The organism is Thioclava sp. NG1 (assembly GCF_003122275.1).
Classification (GTDB): domain Bacteria; phylum Pseudomonadota; class Alphaproteobacteria; order Rhodobacterales; family Rhodobacteraceae; genus Thioclava; species Thioclava nitratireducens.
Genome location: NZ_QFBB01000014.1, coordinates 66,864 through 85,426 on the forward strand (window position 1 = coordinate 66,864; position 18,563 = coordinate 85,426).

Annotated in this window: 14 protein-coding genes; 5 read left to right on the forward strand and 9 right to left on the reverse strand. The window is 59.5% G+C overall.

Annotation, left to right across the window (positions count from 1 at the left end; genetic code table 11):
• Positions 1 to 140 precede the first annotated feature (140 nt).
• A complete protein-coding gene (locus DEM26_RS19180) occupies positions 141 to 875 on the reverse strand; it encodes a metallophosphoesterase (RefSeq protein ID WP_088719300.1) in 735 nt (244 codons plus the stop codon).
• 38 nt (positions 876 to 913) lie between these two features.
• Positions 914 to 2,020, reverse strand: coding sequence for an AAA family ATPase (locus DEM26_RS19185; protein WP_146194495.1), 1,107 nt, complete (start codon positions 2,018 to 2,020; stop codon positions 914 to 916).
• 300 nt (positions 2,021 to 2,320) lie between these two features.
• Here DEM26_RS19185 and DEM26_RS19190 point away from each other — a divergent pair, with 300 nt between their 5' ends.
• The 3 genes from DEM26_RS19190 to DEM26_RS19205 all read left to right on the forward strand — a co-directional run bounded on the left by DEM26_RS19190 (position 2,321) and on the right by DEM26_RS19205 (position 8,619).
• Positions 2,321 to 2,593, forward strand: coding sequence for a hypothetical protein (locus tag DEM26_RS19190; RefSeq protein ID WP_109173178.1), 273 nt, complete (start codon positions 2,321 to 2,323; stop codon positions 2,591 to 2,593).
• Between the two features lie 551 nt (positions 2,594 to 3,144).
• Positions 3,145 to 8,259 carry a RecQ family ATP-dependent DNA helicase gene (locus DEM26_RS19200; protein ID WP_109173180.1) on the forward strand — a complete coding sequence of 1,705 codons (5,115 nt, stop codon included), beginning with the start codon at positions 3,145 to 3,147 and terminating at the stop codon, positions 8,257 to 8,259.
• Between the two features lie 138 nt (positions 8,260 to 8,397).
• The gene (locus DEM26_RS19205) at positions 8,398 to 8,619 is read left to right on the forward strand and encodes a hypothetical protein (protein WP_109173181.1); all 222 of its coding nucleotides are present in this window, start codon (positions 8,398 to 8,400) and stop codon (positions 8,617 to 8,619) included.
• Between the two features lie 378 nt (positions 8,620 to 8,997).
• Here the strand turns inward: DEM26_RS19205 and DEM26_RS19210 are convergent, their stop codons facing one another.
• The 6 genes from DEM26_RS19210 to DEM26_RS19235 all read right to left on the reverse strand — a co-directional run bounded on the left by DEM26_RS19210 (position 8,998) and on the right by DEM26_RS19235 (position 15,105).
• Positions 8,998 to 10,077, reverse strand: coding sequence for an ABC transporter ATP-binding protein (locus DEM26_RS19210; protein ID WP_109173182.1), 1,080 nt, complete (start codon positions 10,075 to 10,077; stop codon positions 8,998 to 9,000).
• The gene (locus DEM26_RS19215) at positions 10,074 to 10,991 is read right to left on the reverse strand and encodes a carbohydrate kinase family protein (RefSeq protein WP_109173194.1); all 918 of its coding nucleotides are present in this window, start codon (positions 10,989 to 10,991) and stop codon (positions 10,074 to 10,076) included. Before DEM26_RS19215 ends, DEM26_RS19210 begins: the two co-directional genes overlap by 4 nt.
• Positions 10,992 to 10,993: 2 nt before the next feature.
• On the reverse strand, positions 10,994 to 12,016 hold the full coding sequence (locus DEM26_RS19220) for an SIS domain-containing protein (protein WP_109173183.1): 1,023 nt from the start codon (positions 12,014 to 12,016) through the stop codon (positions 10,994 to 10,996).
• The gene (locus tag DEM26_RS19225; RefSeq protein WP_088728192.1) at positions 12,013 to 12,858 is read right to left on the reverse strand and encodes a carbohydrate ABC transporter permease; all 846 of its coding nucleotides are present in this window, start codon (positions 12,856 to 12,858) and stop codon (positions 12,013 to 12,015) included. The genes DEM26_RS19220 and DEM26_RS19225 overlap by 4 nt, the downstream gene beginning before the upstream one ends.
• On the reverse strand, positions 12,858 to 13,742 hold the full coding sequence (locus DEM26_RS19230; protein ID WP_078523067.1) for a carbohydrate ABC transporter permease: 885 nt from the start codon (positions 13,740 to 13,742) through the stop codon (positions 12,858 to 12,860). The genes DEM26_RS19225 and DEM26_RS19230 overlap by 1 nt, the downstream gene beginning before the upstream one ends.
• 124 nt (positions 13,743 to 13,866) lie before the next feature.
• On the reverse strand, positions 13,867 to 15,105 hold the full coding sequence (locus DEM26_RS19235; protein ID WP_109173184.1) for an extracellular solute-binding protein: 1,239 nt from the start codon (positions 15,103 to 15,105) through the stop codon (positions 13,867 to 13,869).
• 152 nt (positions 15,106 to 15,257) lie between these two features.
• Here DEM26_RS19235 and DEM26_RS19240 point away from each other — a divergent pair, with 152 nt between their 5' ends.
• Together DEM26_RS19240 and DEM26_RS19245 are read left to right on the forward strand one after the other, a co-directional pair.
• Positions 15,258 to 16,463 (forward strand): ROK family transcriptional regulator, encoded by a 1,206-nt coding sequence (locus DEM26_RS19240; RefSeq protein ID WP_109173185.1) that lies wholly within the window; start codon positions 15,258 to 15,260, stop codon positions 16,461 to 16,463.
• Between the two features lie 35 nt (positions 16,464 to 16,498).
• Positions 16,499 to 16,780, forward strand: a complete 282-nt coding sequence (locus DEM26_RS19245; RefSeq protein WP_233243220.1) for a hypothetical protein — start codon at positions 16,499 to 16,501, stop codon at positions 16,778 to 16,780.
• 308 nt (positions 16,781 to 17,088) lie between these two features.
• On the opposite strand, the gene DEM26_RS20495 is transcribed toward DEM26_RS19245, so the two are convergent.
• The coding region (locus tag DEM26_RS20495; protein WP_233243221.1) for an Ig-like domain-containing protein at positions 17,089 to 18,563 on the reverse strand (1,475 nt) is incomplete at its 5' end.

Genomic DNA, 18,563 nt, shown 5'->3' on the forward strand with positions numbered 1-18,563 from the left:
AAAACGCGGTTCTTGCAGCATTTGCACGGGGCAATCCCGGCTCGTCTTACCCAAATCAAATCTAAACTCACACTCGACGCCCCCTCGGATACACCCTCATCCGAGGCTTCTTACCCTTCCGCAGCGCCACCCAGGTTCTACTACGGATACCCGACCGACACGTTAACGATCCGCGTTGTCCCAACCATGATTTCGGCTGCGTGATGCGTGTGCCCAAAGAACCATTCCTTTGGCTGGTATTCATGGATGAGATCGGTGAGGTCGCTCGCATAGCACCAGCCAAGCTTCCGTGCTTCCGGAAGAGCGTCGACCACAGGGCAGTGATGCGTGACCACTGCGGTCTCCCCATCAAAACGCTCCGCCAGCTTCGAGCGCAGCCAAGAGAGATGCTCGCGGTGTTTCGCGATCGTATCAGCCGGTCGAACTTTCCGGTATCCCGCAGCGGCCATCCGGATATAGCGATAATCGTTCATCTTCGCCCGGGCATCCAGATCACGACTCTCGAGAGTTCCTTGTCCCTCCTGGAAGTCCGTCCAGAGCGTGCAGCAAAGGTATCGCCTGTTCCCGAGAATGATCTCTCGCCTTTGAGCGAAGTTTGCCCCAGCGTCGCACGCGATCTGCTCGAGGCGATCATCACCGTCGAGCGTGTGATTGTAGTAGTCGTGGTTTCCAGGCACGACATACACGCGCTCAAGATCGATGCGCCGCTCAATGACTTCGAGCGCCTGCCGCCATCGGATTTTTGGCTTGTTCGTCAGATCGCCTGCGATGATCATCAGATCCACTTCGCTGAAATCGATGCTCGCGAAGGCATCTCGACCCGCTTCGGCCCACATGTCCAAGTGAAGATCCGCCACGATTAGAGCTTTAGACATTCGTTCCGCTCCCCGCTTTCCGCTGAAATTGGCGGCAATCACATCAACATGTCGCGTCTGGGTGCGCGCAGAGATTTCGCAAGACGCCCGATCTGCCGCAGGCTTGGCGGCCGCCCGGCATCGCACATCTCCTCGATGAATACGCCCACGCGTTCAAGCTCTTCCGGCTCGGCATCGCCTCCGGCCGCGCGCTTGAAGAACGCCACCAGGTGTTCCGGCCGGCTCGCATCGACACGAAACACCTGACACCGGTCTAGAAGCGGTTCGGGGATCTGGTGCTCGTAGTTAGCGGTCAGGATCCAGTTCACATGGCTCAGGTCGAAACGCGTTCGCAAAAACGGACAAACGAAGTGCCCTGCGCTCGACCGCTCGAGCACCTGCAGAAGCGACGTCGTCAACGATGTCGCAGCAACAGATGCCGAACTGATCGTGCCACCGACTTTGCAGATCTCGTCCACAATGATCACCGGGTTCGCGACCGCGGTTTCCGTGATCAGTTCAACCGGCACGCCTGATCGGGCAGTGGACCATCCTTGCTCCATTCCGCTGACCCGGAACCCAGCGCCGCCAGCGCCCACGTCGATGATCTCCCTCGGCGCGCGTGCAAATTCAGCAACCAGCCGCGCGAAATGGGTCTTCCCGCACCCAGGCGAGCCGACAAGGATCATCGGATCGAAACGCAACCCGACGCTGCCAGCAGCAATATGCGCAAGTCCCTGGTTCATGATCGAAGTCGACACCTGGGCAAGCCATGGCGCCTCCTCATGCAAGGCAGCCGCGAGTTCATAAACGGAGTCCGGCGTATCTGGCCCCGCAAGTCGCGCCCCGCGCGCGTGCAAGGATCTAAGCCTCCTGATCGTCTCTTCGCTCGTGCCTTTGTCGACCTGGAATCCCGACGCCATCTTCTGATCGACGAGACGCTCGACAGCGCGACCGATCCGCTGATTTTCCGCCTTGATACGCTCACGCCCGTCCCGGGACAGATCGTCGAAAAGATCCGTGGACTCATCGTAAGTCTTGTCCTGCGGGAACAACCGACCACGCCGATTTACGAAGGCGGCATTGATCTTACTCGTGACAGTGGACCGAATAACGTTTGCTGAGACGGGCTTTTGAAAGAGAACAGGAACGCGCTTTTGCGCCATGGCTATCACCACCGTTTGAGAATGACCTGACTGAAATCTCGACACCGATCGCTGCCCGAATTCGGGCGCCGCTCACGATATCGAGCAGGTAATCTCCAACGTTGTGGTTTGCGTGTTCATGGTGAGACGGTAGTCCGGGATAGGGGAACGCGTCAAGCGCGCCAAATCCGGAGAGGTCAAACCTGCCGGTAACGGGGCTCGGATGGCAGACGATAAGGGCTTCGTGGAGGCACTTTGCGATTTTCTCAAAGCAAACCTCTCCAGCGCTTCTGCGGAAAGTGCGAGCGATCGACGGTCTGGATGAGACGATCCCAGTCGAAGAACGGTGCGAAAATACGAGCGGAGGTCCTGCCGGAAAAATTCGGCTGCCTCCCGGCTACGGTCGCCAACATCGAAACTGGCCACCGGCGTATCGATGTGATCGAACAGGTCGCCCTCGCAGACGTGTTCGAAGTTCCTGCCCGCGATTTCTTCGAAATCGCGCTAAGAAATACGACACCCGAAGAGCTCTTCAGCAATTTCAGCCGGGCCGCGCGTCCGCGGTGCGAAAATTGGCGCGTTGAAGGCCACTGAGGCACCATCTGGGATCAATTACTCCGGCGTGCGGCCTCACCCCAAACACAGGAGACCAAAGCACTCGGGGAGAAAATCCCGAAACACCTAAAACCCGATGGATCGCTGTCGCCCGCTGCGGGTCCCGGCCGAGAGCGAAGATCAAAAGTTTCGCGGCTTTGGAAACCGGTCGCCATCCCCACACAACAAATGGCGACCGGCGCCTCTCGCGCATCGCGAGAGAGGAGGAAACAATGCGACTCTGCAATGCGTCCAAGCATACAATAGTCAAACAGTTCGGATCCATTATTTTCGTCTTCTGCGCGAGCATCCATCTTTTGGGCCGTATTCGGCGACTTTTGACCCACTCTTTGCACCTTCTGACCGAGTTGGTTGAGGTCACCTCTCTGCCCAGACACCAGCGCCGGTGTCTTGCCGCCAACCGGGTTACCACGCAGATGAATGAAACTTCAGTTGCGGGTCACCACGAAAAAGGTGCGAACATCTTTCCTTTCTTCCTAAAGAGGATAGGCTCGTCACATTAACGTGTAAAAGACGGGTCCTATCCGGGCATGCATCGGGGCACCGACAAGACAGGTTCAGTTTTTCTGGAACGATGTGTGGCAATCGACCTTGAGGTCGACCCGTCGACGGCTCGCATATTCTCCCTTGCAGCTACGAGCGCCGCCATCGGCAGCGAGGCACTCGTCCTGGGGGCTCGCGTTGAGGAAGGGTTGCCCAGGCTCGAGGAATTCTGCGCCGACTTCGACCACGTGATCGGACATAATATCCTGCGCCACGATCTACCTCATTTGATGGCGGCGGCGCCTCGCCTCGCGCGTCTCGCCCAAGCTCCAATAGACACGCTTTGGCTTAACCCGCTCGCTTTCCCACGAAACCCCTACCACCACCTGGTGAAGCATTATCAGGACGGACGCTTGCAGAGCGGGCATGTGAATGACCCCGAGTGCGACGCGAGGCTCGTCTTTGAAGTCTTGGGCAATCAAATCGGCGCCTTCGCGGAGATCGGGCGGCAATCCCCCGATGCCTTGGTCGCCTACCACTATCTCTGTAGCCGGATGCCCCGCAGCGAAGGGTTCGATCGGCTTTTCACGGCAATCCGAGGCGCGCCAACGCCCGGTTTGGCAGCGGCCCGCAACGCGATCGAACGCCTGCTTGAGGCGTCATCCTGCGCTGCGCAGCGGACACAAGTTATGAAGGGTCTCGACGATAGCTCGCTCAGCTGGCCCCTGGCTTATGCACTGTCCTGGATCTCGGTTGCGGGCGGTGACTCCGTGATGCCCCCTTGGGTCCGCGCGCAGTTCCGCGACGCCGCGCGGATCGTTCGGACCTTGCGCGACACAAGATGCGACGAAACCGCCTGCGAATATTGCGCGGCTCATAATGCCCCTAAACGAGCCCTGAACCGCTGGTTCGGCTTTGAAAGCTTTCGTCCGGAACCCGTCGATGAATTCGGGCGCCCTCTTCAGGAACGCATAGTCGAAACCGCGATGCGGCGCGAAAGCCTTCTCGGGATTCTTCCAACCGGCACGGGAAAATCCATCTGCTATCAGATCCCTGCCCTTTCACGCTTCGACAAGACCGGGGCGCTGACCGTCGTCATCTCCCCTCTGGTCGCGCTCATGGCGGATCAGGTCCAGGGCCTTGCACGAGCCGGAATTTCCACTGCGGTCACTATCAACGGCCTACTTTCGCTTCCCGAACGGCAAGACGCCTTGGACAAGGTGCGTCTCGGCGAGGCTGCGATCCTGTTGATTTCCCCCGAACAATTGCGTAGCACCTCGGTCCGCTCGGTGCTCGCCCAGCGCGAGGTCGGCCTCTGGGTTCTCGACGAGGCACATTGTGTTTCTAAATGGGGGCATGATTTCCGGCCAGACTATCGCTATGTGAGTCGCTTCATCAAGGAAAGTTCAGGCGAAGACGTAGCCCCCGTTCTCTGTCTCACCGCCACGGCGAAACCCGATGTCGTTCGGGACATCCGCGAACATTTCAGCACGCGTCTCGGGTGCGAACTTACGCTGCTGGACGGTGGCGCATCACGGACGAACCTGAGCTTCAGCGTATTGCCGACCCAGAGGCAGACGAAGCTGGCCGATATCCTTACTGCGCTCGAAGAAGATTTACCGGCAAGCGGGGTTTCAGGGGCTGTTGTTTATTGTGCCACTCGAAACTCCACCGAACGTGTAGCGGAATTCCTTCGACAGCAGGGGCTTGCGGCGGAGCGCTATCATGCGGGGCTTACCGCCGATGAGAAGCGCGAAATCCAGGAAGCGTTCCGAGTGGGTGAGTTGCGTGTCATCGCCGCCACCAACGCCTTCGGAATGGGCATCGACAAACCCGACATCCGGCTCGTCGTGCATGGCGATGTGCCCGGCTCACTCGAGAATTACCTGCAAGAAGCCGGTCGCGCAGGACGGGATCGGGATCCCGCGAAATGTATCCTCCTGTTCAATTCGGAAGATGTCGACCGGCAGTTCAATCTGAGCGCTCGCTCTCGCCTCGCCCGTCACGAGATCGGAGCGATCTTGAAAGCAGTCCGAAGGCTCGATGTTCGATCGGGCAAAAAGGGTGAAGTCATCGCCACCCCAGGCGAAATCGTCCACGAGGAAAAGGACCGGGAATTCCAGCGGGACAGCGCAACCGAAGATACCCGCGTAAAAACGGCTGTGGCCTGGCTCGAAGAGGCGACGCTTCTCCGGCGGGAAGAAAACCGCGTTCAGGTTTTCCCGGCCTCGCTTTTGGTGCGAAGCGTCGATCAGGTGCGCAGCATCCTCGATGCTGCGGAGATCACGGGAAAGCGGAAGCAACAGCTTCTGAGCATCGTTCAGCATATTATCAACGCGCCAGCGGATGAGGGCATCTCGACCGACCAACTGAGCGGCGCGAGCGGCCTCACCGGGCCGGCATTGCGAAAGGCGATGACCGATCTCGAAGCGCTCGGGATCGCCAACAACGACACCAACATCACGATCCACGTTCACATTGGTGTAGAGAACGCATCGCGCGCACGCTTCGAGTCTGCAGCGAGGTTGGAGCGCGACCTGATCGCGCAGATGCGCGAGGACGCACCCGATGCCGATAATGGCGAGCCATCGGCGTTCAATCTTGCCGCGACGAGCCAGGCACTGCGGGAGAAGGGCCACGGCACGGTGCGGCCGGACGTTGTCGAAAGCCTGTTGCGCGGGATGGCGCAGGACGGGCGCGACATGGAAGGCGGGCGGGGCAACCTGCATTTGCGCAAAGCCTCGCGTTCGAGCCTGTTCGTGCGGCTGCAACGCTCATGGTCCGTGATCGAGAAGACTGCAGAACTTCGTAGGCTTGGTGCGGAACGGCTCCTCGAGCATCTCGTCGGTCGCGTTCAGAAGGGGTTGCGCGGGAAAGACATCGCGGTCGAAACCACCTTGGGCGCGTTGCTCAGCGCCATCACCGGAGATGCGATGCTGCGCGGCTCCGTCAACGATCCGAACAAGCTGATGGATCGCGCCTTGCTCTGGCTGCATGAACAGCAAGTCGTGGCTTTGGGCAAAGGGCTATCCGTCTTCCGTCCCGCGATAACTCTTCATCTCAATCCGAAGGGCGGTCAATTCACGACGCAGCACTTCGCCCCTCTGGAGGATCATTACACCGAACAGACCATCCAGACGCATGTGATGGCTGCCTATGGCGAGAAAGGTCTCAATAGCATCAATGATGCAGAACGGTTGGCGGCCGATTACTTCGCGCTCGATCGCGACGCGTTCATGCGCCGCTGGATGCCGGGGCGCGGGACCGAATTTCGGCGGCAAGCCACGGGCGAGGTCTGGAAGCAGATCGTTGAAGACCTGGGCAACAGCACGCAGGAAAAAATCGTTCAGGACGAACGCGAACAGACGAATGTGCTGGTTCTTGCCGGACCAGGCTCGGGCAAGACCCGCGTGCTCGTTCACCGCATCGCCTATCTGGTGAAAATCAAGCGTGAGGATCCAAGCGGCATTCTCGTTCTCGCCTATAACCGACACGCCGCCGCAGAAATCCGTGAACGGCTTCGTCGTCTTATAGGCGACGATGCGCGCTTTGTGACCGTCTCCACCATTCATGCGCTCGCAATGCGGCTCGTCGGCGCAAGCTTTGCCGGCCGCGCCAGCGCGGAGGGCCAAGACTTCGACACGCTCCTGATGGACGCGGTGCGCTTGCTTCGCGGTGACGGGTTGGACAAGGTCGAGGCGGAGGCGCTGCGCGACACGCTCATTCAAGGCTACCGCTGGATACTCGTGGATGAGTATCAGGATGTCGGCCCGGAAGAATATGCCCTGATCTCAGCCGTGGCCGGGCGGAGCTTAGAGGACCCGGATCTGCGGATCAGCCTTTTTGCCGTCGGCGATGACGACCAGAACATCTATTCCTTCGCGGGTGCGTCCATCCGTCATATCCGACAATTCGAGCAAGACTACAGCGCCAAGCCATTCTTCCTGACCGAGAACTATCGCTCGAGCCATCATATCATTACCGCCGCGAATGCCGTGATCGAGGGGGCCTCCGAGAGGATGAAACTGGGACACGACATCACGGTCGACAAAGACCGGATCAAAGCCCCACCCGGCGGTGTTATGGAGAGCTTGGATCCCGTGGCACAGGGGCGTGTGCAGATCCTGAGTTGCCCGGCAGGAAATGACGCACAGGCGATGGCGGCACTCAATGAGATGGTGCGCCTGTCGCAATTGATCCCGGACTGGACGTGGTCGCGGGCCGCAATCATCTCGCGAGACTGGCGCAAACTCGCACCAGTGCGCGACTTTGCGGAAGCGCTCGGCATTCCGGTCGAGTTCGCGAACGAAAAACTGCCCGGGCTGTGGCGCATGCGCGAGATGCAGAGCTTCATAGAGGCACTTCGCGCGGACCATGGGCGCGTCGTCTCGCTGGGCGATCTCACCGAAATTCTCAATGCGATCCCGTCCTCGCGCTGGACCGATCGCGTCGGCGAGGGTCTTGGCCTGCTCGCGCGAGAAGTGGATGGTCGAAACCTACCAGCACCGGATGTGATCGAGTGGTTCGCCGAATGGTCACGCGAGGCCTGGGGCGAACAACGCGGTCTCAAGCTCCTGACAGCGCATCGGGCCAAGGGGCTCGAATTCGACGATGTTGTCATTCTCGATGGTGGGTGGGAACGCCCGTCGCGCAACGAAGATCAGGATGCGCCGCGCCGCCTGTTCTACGTCGCCATGACGCGGGCCCGCCGCAACCTGATCGTGATGAGCAACGACAATCACGAATATCTGCCCGCCCAGTCGGCCTCTATCGTGGGCCGGACGGCAAACCCGGATTTGACAGCTTTCCCAGGCCCGCGGCGCTACTATCAGTCGGCAGAGATGCGGATGGTCGATCTATCTTTCGCGGGCCGACAACGCGCAGGTCACCCCGCCCTGCGTGCAATCCTTGAAGCGAGTGTTGGAAACGCGATCTCCCTGACGCTGGAGAATGATCGCTGGTATCTAAAGGATGCTCAGGGCCGCAGCCTCGGTCGAATGTCGAAGAGCTTCGCTCCGCCGCCGAATACACGTTTTGCCCGAGGCGAAATCGCCGCAATTCTGCGCTGGCGGAAGGATAACGGCGACGAGGCCTATCACCATATGCTCAAGCGCGATGCTTGGGAGGTAGTCATACCGGAACTGGTGTTTGAGGCGGATTAATTCACCGCAACGGCTACTTTCCCACATTAGCAAAGAAAGCCATGCAGCCGAGAAGCTATTTTCGGACGCTCGCTCGCCGGAGCCAAAGGCCGGAAAATTTGACTTTTCCGGACTTTCCTTGTGAAATTGGAGCCTTCAATGGAGGTCGCCATGGGCGCACATGAGATCGTCGGCATGCTCGGCTTCGTCGCGTTTGGCGCGGCGGCGATCATTCCTGTCTTGATTGAACGCGCTCGCGACTACAAACGTCTCGCGGCTGATTTTGGTGACCTCACCGAGGAAGAATTGCAATGGCTCAAGAGCCAACCGATCTCCGGCGAGGCCTACTTCGAAGACGGCGATGACGACGCCGATGAGTAAAGGTTCGCGCGGCAAGGTCAGGGATGGACGGGCATCTGACACCTCAGTTGCCCGAAGTTGCGAACCGTCGCAATAGCCGCTGTCAGTCGGCTTCGGTGCTCGATAAACGACACATGACACCCGAAATGCATATTATCGAGCAGGCAATGCATAGCGCGTGCAGGTGCTCGATAAACCGCATGGGCGCGCGCGGTTCACACCGTGGCATACCGTTTATCGAGCACCCCCACCCCGCCGTAAGTCATTGATATTATTTGAAACTGGGGTTTATGAAATACAGCAAAACGAGCACCCCTCCGCGATCGAGATTGGTGGCCGGAAACCGACAAGAGAAGCACCGAGTTCTCTCTAGGGAATGTTCGCTACAAGTTTAGGCTCTCAGCTACGCTCGACTTCAGCCGCGACTTCCACGCGGAGGCCGGTCTCAGCGGCAAAAACCGAAAGGCGCGCCGGATCGACGTAAACCGTCAGAGACTGCCCGAGAGATAACGGCTCCTCGGCCGGAAGCGTTGCCGTGAGTTTGTTCTCGCCCAGATCCAGCGAGACGATCTGCTCCGGCCCAGTCAGTTCAATTAGATCGACCCTCCCGGTGAGGCTGAGCCCTGCCGTGATTTCGGTAGTCTTTAGTGCCTCTGGACGAATGCCGACCGTGACGCGCGTATCCGGTGCGCGGCATGGCCAGACGGTTTGAGTCGAGCCCAACTGCAGTCCTTGGGCGCAGGCGGTAGCGGGGAGCATGTTCATCGGCGGCGCGCCCATGAACTCGGCCACGAACCGGGAATTGGGTCGATTGTAGATCTCGGCAGGTGTGCCGATTTGCTCGATGCGGCCGCCATTCATCACGGCGATCCGGGTCGCGAGCGTCATCGCCTCGATTTGGTCATGGGTCACATAAACGATGGTCACGCCCAACATTTGATGAAGGCGCTTCAGCTCGCTGCGCATTTCCATCCGCAGCTTGGCGTCGAGGTTGGATAATGGTTCGTCGAACAAGAACAGCTTTGGCTCACGCACCATCGCACGCCCGATCGCCACACGCTGTCGTTGCCCGCCTGATAGATCCGCAGGTTTGCGATCCAGCAACGCTTCGATCTGCAACATCTTCGCGGCTTTTCGAACCGCCTCTTCACGGGTCGCCTTGTCGACATTGCGCATCTCGAGACCGAAGCCGATGTTCCGTGCGACCGTCAGGTTGGGGTAGAGCGCATAAGACTGAAAGACCATCGCGATATCGCGGTTCTTGGGATGAACGCCGTTCAGCGTGCGCCCATCGAGAACGACCTCGCCCGAGCTTGGCTCTGAGAGCCCCGATATGATGCTGAGCAATGTGGATTTGCCGCAGCCCGACGCGCCAAGCAGAACGAGGAACTCGCCGGTCTCCAGCGAGAGATCGATCCCTTTGAGCGTTTCCAACGCGCCGAAAGATTTTCGAATATCGTGCAGTTCGAGGGTGCTCATACGGAAACCTCCTCAGGGATGTAGCGGCGCGGAGAGCTTGAGATAGCGAGCGAAGCCGTCGCGACGGCTTGCTCCAGCGCTTTTTGTAAAATGCTGCCTTGCGAACGTGCCGCGATGAAAGCGGCATTGAACACGTCACCTGCCCCAATCGTGTCCTTCACCGTCACTTTCGGGGCACTTGCGCGAAAGGTCTGTCCGTTCTGCCGCGCGATCGCACCCTCGGGGCCGAGTTTGATCACTGCGACCCCGTCTGATTTCAAAAGGTCCGAAAGGGCGACGAGCGCCTGCTCCGGAGACTTCGTATCGGTCAGGCATGTGGCCTCGACCGCGTTCAACAGAACGATGCCGCTGCGAGCGACCCAATTCAGGGCACGTTCGCGGACCTCCTGGGTCCAACCGTCGATCGGCCACCCGGTGTCGAGCGCGACCGTGACATCCGCCCGGTCGGCCCGGTCGAAAAGGTGATCATATTCCGCACTAAGCCGCTCCGTGAGAAAGCTGCCGCACAGGACCAGCGTGCCCCCGCGCAATTTCTCCCAGTCGATCTGCGCATCTACCTCGGACCAACTCAGCTTCGGCAAGTGCCCTGTCGTGGTCAAAAAGGTGCGCTCGTCATCAGGATGGGTGATGCCAACCGAGACGGTGGTGCTCTCAGAGCACCGCGGCCAGCCCGCTGCGATGGCCCCGAAATTCGAACGCAGCCAGTCGCCAAAGTGATCGCTTCCCGTATTGGCCGCGGATTGGAAATCAAGTCCCATTGCTTGCCACGCGAGGGCGACATTTCCGGCCGCCCCGCCAACTCGCAATTCGTCGTTCGGGCATATCACCTCGGAGCCCGGTTTTGGCCACGGCGCGAGAGGGCCCATGATCAGGTCGACATTCACGTTGCCGACGGTCGCTAAAGCTGTCCCCATTCTCATTCGACCTTCGTCACTTTTGAGCAGCGAAGAGGCGTGCCGACATCAGGCACTCTAGAGGCGGCGAAATCGACCATGAACCTTTGTGCGGACGGCAAAAGCGCGAAACAGGCGGCCAAGCCGGAAGAGGTCGGGCAGACAATCGTCTCCGCTCCAGGGACAGGATCCAGCCCCGACGCGTCGAAAATCACCAAGGGCGAGTCGCTCGTTGTCAGAATGAATTCTGCAAGGCTGGTGACGTAGCCCGCCGAAGCGTCCGCATCTCGGAACATGACGACCCCGACATCCGGCGCGAGCATCTCGACCGGTCCGTGCCGCAACTGGCCGCCCTCGAGGCTGAAACAAGGAAGGCGAGAGAGCTCGGTCAAACCCAGGGCGATCGCCTCCGCAACACCTTGCTGGGTGCGACCCGATGTCACGATGGTTCGCACATCCGCAAGCTTGGCGATTGCCGGAGTGACATCCGCGGGACTGACTGCACCCATCACTTCAAGAGCCGCAGAGATATCAGATCCCAATTCGCGCAACACAGCGGCGTGAAGGGCCAGCGTCACCGTGAGCGATCGGGTTGCGGCAAAGGGAATTTCCGATCCACCTTCGCCAATCAGACAGCGGGTGAGTTTCGCAAGCGAAGAGGCCGGTTCCATGGTCAGGCCGAACGTGTCCTCGTGCGCACGCCCTTCGTCAAACCATCGTAACACTTCTGCGCTCTCACCAGATTGCGAGGTTACGATGACGCTACGCTCTGCGAGCGGCAAAGGCGCGTCCAGCTGTTCGGAAAGCGTCACAGCGATCGCATCGACCCCGACCGCGCGATAGCAGGGCTCAAGCGCGCGGCCCACAGCATGCGAGCCACCCATCCCTAAAAGGACAAGCGAGCGGTTTTTCTTGATGCTTGCCGCGATAGTCCGCGCCAGTTCGGCATTTTCCGTGATGCTGTCGCGGCTGTCCCGCATTTGGCGGGCCATCTCTGCGTAAAGAGCGTCGAGCACTTCGTTGCGAGTTTCGAGCGCGGTGGTCATCCTTTGACACCTCCGTTAGTCAGCCCAGAGATCAGGGCCCGTTGCATGAGAATGCCGATGGCGACGGGGGGCAGAGAGGCAATCACCCCCGCCGTCGCGATCAGCCCGTAATCGGAAACCCGCCCCCCAGCCAGATCAGCGATCGCGACTGTCAGGGTTTTGGCATCCTGGTTTGAAGTGAAAAGAAGCGCGTAGAAGAACTCGTCCCACGCGAGCAAAAACGCGAAGATAAGAGCTGTCGCGATTACCGGAAGCGCAAGCGGCAGGATCACGATCCGCAACATCTGATCAAGACGCGCCCCGTCGATCGCCGCTGCCTGCTCCAACTCCTGGGGGATCGGATCGAAGCCGGCCTTGAGTAGCCATGTGACGAAGGGCGCAAGGATGCTCAGATAAACAAGCGCCAGGCCGAAAACGTTGTTCAGCAACCCGAATTTCGCGAGCAGTAGATAGAGCGGCACCGAAAGTGCGACGGGCGGCAACATGTAGGTTGCGATGATACCGCCAAGGGTCCAACCGATTTGAGGATGGCGGGAGGCCGCCCAACCGGCGGGAATGCCGACCGACAGAGCTGCGAGCGTCGCCATGCCTGCAACTTTCACGCTGTTGCCCAGCGAGGCCATGAAGGCCTCGCCGACCGAGTTCTCGGCGCGGCTGAAAAGTGTCGCATAGCGGGAGAAATCGAGCGTGTCCGGCCACCAATGCAAAGGCTTTGCTGACAGATCAGCGTTGGATGACACGCTCATGATGAACAACCATGCGAGCGGCGCGAGGATGACGAGTGCAACCAGCAAGGCAGCGACATGAATGAAAATTCGAAAGGCGGGCGATTGGTGTTCCATCACCGGCCCTCCCCGGCGAGCCGCCGCATGATGAACAGATAGGCAACGGCAAGAACCGTAATCATCAGGGTAATCATGAGCGCAAGCGACGCGCCCGACCCTGCTCGCTGGAACGCAAAGGCCTCTTGGTAGACCAGGATCGACAAGCTGCGTGTCGAGTTTGCCGGTCCCCCACGGGTCATGATCCAGATAAGGTCGAAAACCTTGAACGCTTCGATCGTGCGCAGGACCAGGGCCACCATAAGCGGCCCGAGCAAGTATGGCAGAGTGACATGACGGAACCGCCGCCAGACATTTGCACCGTCGGAAATTGCCGCGGCGCGGATGTCATTCGGAATCGCCTGTAAAGCCGCCAAGGCAATAAGCGAGACGAGCGGAAAGTTCTTCCATACATCCGCAACGATCAGCGCCGCCATCGCCGAGCCTGGCTGACCGAGCCAAGAACGATAGGCGTCGATCAAACCGAGCTGCGTGAGGGCCGCGTTCAGCGCGCCATATTCGGGGTTGTAAATGAGCCGCCAGAGCGTCGCATTCACCACTGTCGGTAGCGCCCAAGGCAAGATCATCAATGCCCGCAGGAAGGTGCGACCGTAGAACTGCTGGTTGAGCAGCAGGGCGACGAGCACCCCGATCACCAACTCCATCGTGACAGACCAGACGCTGAATTTAAGGGTCGTGAAGAAGGCCGCGTGAAAATAGCTGTTCGACAGCATTTTCGTGAAATTCTGCAAACCTACGAAGTGACCGCCGCTACCGACGAGCCTAGCATCGCTCAGTGAAAGTCGGACCGTGTCGATCAGGGGCCACCCGATCACCGCCATCATCACGACAAGCAGCGGCAGCATAAGCAACCAGACACGCAAAGAGAGGCGTTCTGTGAACATGGCGTCAAGCCTTGTGGTCAGAGAGTGTATGCGCGACGGCAAATGGAGGCGCCGCAATGTCGAAGCCAGGCGGGAGGGAAATGTGCCGCACCTTGGCGCGGCACATTGAATAGCAGAGGCGAAATCAGAGGCCGCTATTTTCCGCTGCTGCCTGCAAAGCGTCTTCCGGGCTGTTGGTGCCGAGCAGAGCTTCCTGAATTGCTTGCTGAAGCGCCATCGACATCTCTTGGTAATGCGGCGTCATCGGGCGCGGATACATTACGGCGAGGCCGGTTTGGGCCGCTTGGATCAGTTCTTCCTGGCCTTTCGTGACCTCTGGGTTGTTGTAGGAGCTTGCCCAGATCGGCAGGCTCAGCTTCGCATAGGCATTCTGTTCTTTCTGCGAGGTCATGAAGGTGATGTAGTCCCAAGCCTCATCGGGGTGCTTCGACGTCGTGGTGATACCGAGGCCCATGGACCCATTCACTGCCGAAGCCTTGGAGACGCCATCGACACCGGGCGCGGGCACAACGCCGACATCCCCGGCAACCTTGCTCTCCTTCGGGTCGTTGGCGAGATTATACATGTAGGTCCAGTTGAGCGCGAAAGCCGCGTCTCCGTTCTGGAACACGTTGCGCACGTCCTCTTCCAGGAATTCCTTTGAATTGGGGTTCGTCAACCCTGCGTCGTAGGTGTCGACCATATATTGCAGAGCTTTGAGCCCACCGCCGTTCTGAAAATCGGGCGCGCCGTCTTTGATGAAATCGCCACCATATGCGCTCAGGAGTGTCGTGTAATCGCAAACGGCGGCTTCGGCCTGAGCCCAGCTCCAGGCGATCGGGTATTCGACGATTCCCGCATCCTTGATTTTCTGCGCGTCCTCTTTGAGTTCAGCCCAGGTGGCGGGAGGCGTATCGATCCCAGCCTTTTTAAGCATGGCCTTGTTGTAGAAAAGATATTTCGTATCCAGAATCCACGGCATACCATAGCTCTTGCCGTCATATTGCACGGTGGTCCAGGCACCCGGCAGGACCCCGTCCTTCATCTCGGGCGTGATCTTGTCCGTGACATCGACAAGCACGTTGTTCTGAGCGTATTCGGCGGGCCAGATAACGTCGAACAACACGACGTCATATCCACCGCCAGCGCCCATGGAGAGCACTGTCTTGTCGTGGAGCCCTTCATAGGGGACGAACTCGAGGTTCACCTTCACATCCGGATGCGCTTCCTCATAGGCAGAGGTCATCGAGCGGATGTCGTCTTCGCTATAGGCAGCCTGCGCCATGAACAGCGCGTTCAGCGTGGTTTCCGCCTGCGCTGCGCTGGCCGTGACCCCCATCAGAGCCGTCGCGGCAAGAAGGGGGGCGTGCAATGCAATTTTCATTTCTCTCTCCTGTCGGATCAGGGCGCCCGCCGCAGAATGCGGAGAGGGACCTTCGGTGGATCACATCGCCTGGAGAAAGCTCTTCGGCTATTTAGTCCAAGTGATGGACTTAATGATTGCGGCGAGCACTCTCTCCTGTCAATATCTTTTTCATGAGATCGAAAACGCCGGAAATTCGTGCCTTGTCAGGCTCCAGTGCGGGTGCCGCGGGGGTGCATAATCGACGCGTCGTCATCGACGCCATTCGCCTCAACGGGGCGCTGTCGCGTGCAGATCTTTCGCGCGCTACGCGGCTTGCGAAGCAGACTCTTTCCAACATCATCGACGAGTTGGAGAGAGACGGGCTGGTGATTGCTCGCGAGACGGTCAAGGCGGGACGCGGCAAGCCCGCAACGCCTTACGACCTTGCACCGAGTGGTGCATTTTCGATCGGGTTGCAGATTGACCGTCACGTCGCGCGCACTGTGGTGATGAACCTCGTTGGCGAGATTGTCTTGCGCCGAGGCTCCAACATTCGTCCGACCGATCCTGAAGCGGGCCTCGATCACTTGATCGAGCTAATCGCGCAAACACGCGATGATTTGGCGAAGATGCATCCAAGTGCCGCAGAGCGGACCGTAGGCATGGGGGTCGCAATGCCCGGGCCGTTTGATCCCGACCTCAAAAATCGCGCCGAAGACGAATATACCATGGCGCGCTGGCAAGACTTCCCGCTGGTGGATCGTCTCTCGACAGCCATCGGGCTGCCCGTGAGCATCCAAAACGATGCATCAGCTGCCGCGACTGCTGAGAAAATGACCGGGAAAGCGCATGGCCTTCGTCACGCAGTCTGCTTGTATCTCGGCTATGGTCTTGGCGCGGGATTGATCCTGAATCGCGAGGTCTTCGGTGGACGTCATGGGAATGCCGGCGAAATCGGTATGATCAGCGACCTTGCCTCCCAAACACCCGGCGCCGTCATGGAGCGAAGTGTGGCACTCGGTGGCTTCTGCGCGCGCTTTGGGCTTGATCATGCAGACGAGAACTTGTTCGACAAGATCGAAGATCTGCTGGCCGATCGCCGCCCCGATGTGGAAGACTGGCTTTCACAAGCCGCAGATCGCCTCTCGCATCTCGCCAAGACCCTCGAGCTGATCCTTGACCCCGAGGCGATAATTCTGTGCGGCACGTCGCCCGCAGTTCTGCTTGATAACCTGGTATCGCGCGTTAATCGAATACGGGAGACGTCTGAGGGCGGCGCCGTCGGGCTAAGGCTTCTGACGGGTCACAGTGACCCGTGGATAGTCGCTACCGGCGCGGCAGCGGAGCCTATCGGCAGAAGCTTCGACCCGAACTATTCGGCGCTCCTCAAGACTTGAGAGCTTTGCAAGCCGGCCGGTTGCGCGGGACGCCCATGCGCCTGAATATCAACAACATCATCGACGTGGCGCTCTATCGCGATCCGCCCTTCAAGGCCGAAGATCCGGGGGCAATGCTCGATCCAACCTGCGATACCTTGAGCTGGCGACCGAACTTCACGGCGGCCGCAAACGAGGATCACAAGGGCTACGCGGCGCTCCTCTCCGATGCGGCGGCAGTGCTGCAGGGCGAGAGCCGCAACGTGCCCGATATCGAGGACGGCGTGCGCGCGATGGAACGGCTGGAACGGATGATCACACAGTTGAACCTGGGGTGAGGGCCTAGCCGAAAAGATCAATCGATCGCGGAAGGTTGCGGGGGCCGGTTTGGTCAAACGCTCCTGCGTTTTCCAGCTCGATTGTCAGCACACGACTGTCTTTCGGCCATCAGTGCGACGGCTCGCGGGGCCACTGGGACAGTTACCTCCGTCGTTCGATCGGATTTGTGATTCGAGAAGGCTACCGAAAATGGAAGAAACGGTAGATCTAGAAACGCGCGCGAGAGCACGAGCGAAACTCGCTCCCGTCATCTGCCCGTGAAACTAAGCAGATGACGGGAACAGCCTTTCGGAGCCGCCACGGTGGATCAGAACTTCAGCGACATACCAAGCGAAAGGCCGTAGGTCGCGAATTTCCCGCTGCCGACACCGTCCACGAACATTTTTGCAGACGCCTGCAGACCATCCGCGTTGTCGAAGAGATAGCCGATGTCGAAACGGGCTCGCCCGCCATCTTCCTGATCGACGTAATTACGCGCCGCGCCTTTGCCATCGACATGCGACCAGATCCCAGCGAGTCCCCAGGTCAGCAGCTGGTTTTCGTCATCCGGCCGGAGCGGCATCTCGAAATCGATCCCTGCTGATACTTCGCTTTGCTGCACGGTCTGCTCAGGCACCCGGTTGGACAGATCATCGGTGTAAGACAGCTGGTGCTCCGAGACGTAGCTGACCTGCAGTCGCGGCGAATAGCTGAACCGCTCTGCCTCGTAGTTTCCTTCCAGCGCGACCAGCGAGAGAAGACGCCGCGTTTTAAAATCGTCGGTATAGGTGCCGAAAGGTGAGATCTTGTTGTTACTGTCGCCATAGAGAAGCCGACCTTCGAGAAGCAGAGACTGATCGGTGATCTGCATCACAAAGTAAGGCCCCGCGAGCCAGCCGGTCCCGGACGTTTCCACTCCGTTGCCTTCGCTTTCACGTGAATAATCGAATTGCAGCATACCACCGACGAGCAGCCCGGGGCGCAGGGTCGCATGCCCGCCTAGCACTGCAAGCGCGAAAGACGTATCGCCGGGGGCATCGTCATAGGTCGTTCGTGACCCTTCCAGCGAGAACCAGAAAGGCCCTTTGCTTCCCGTGTAGAGCGACACATTGCCAAAACCTCGCGTGACCTGCGCGTCAAAATGACCCGCCCCGTCACCGCGCAGGAAACCTGTCAGCTTGGGCTGATGTTGCACGAGATTACGAGCTCGGTTGCTTAGAAACTGCGAGATCTGCTTGCTTGCGACCGTTGAAGAGTCGATGCGTGCTGTCGCGCTCGCCGCGGCGGAGGGGTTGCCCGCCGTATCCACGGCGGCACCTGCCGCCACCGAGACGGTGACATTGCTGTTCCCGTCCGGTGTGATTGCCATCGTGAAGAGCTGCGGCCCACCGGTCAACGCTCCCTTGGAGGCGCCACTCACCGCGACATCTTCTGCGGCAAAACCAGTCACGCTTTCACCGAAATCGAAACTGACTGTGAAGGTCTCTCCCGGCATGAAGCTGGAGGGCACCCCAGAAATCGAGAGGCCCGGACCAGTGCTATCCGATGCAATGCTGAATTGCGGGGCCGCCTGGTTGCCGTTGCTTGCTGCGTCTTGAGCCACGTTGGCGGCAACGTTGACCGTGACCGTGCCGTCGCCAGAAGGCGTCACGTCGAAGCTGTAGCTCGTGCCGGAGCCCGAGAAGTTCGACACCGCGCCGCCGCTGACCGAGAGATCGCTCGCCGTGAAGCCGGAGACCGCTTCGGAGAAGCTCACGCTCACCGGGATCGGCGAGGTGTTCGTCGGCCCCGTCACTGTCGAGC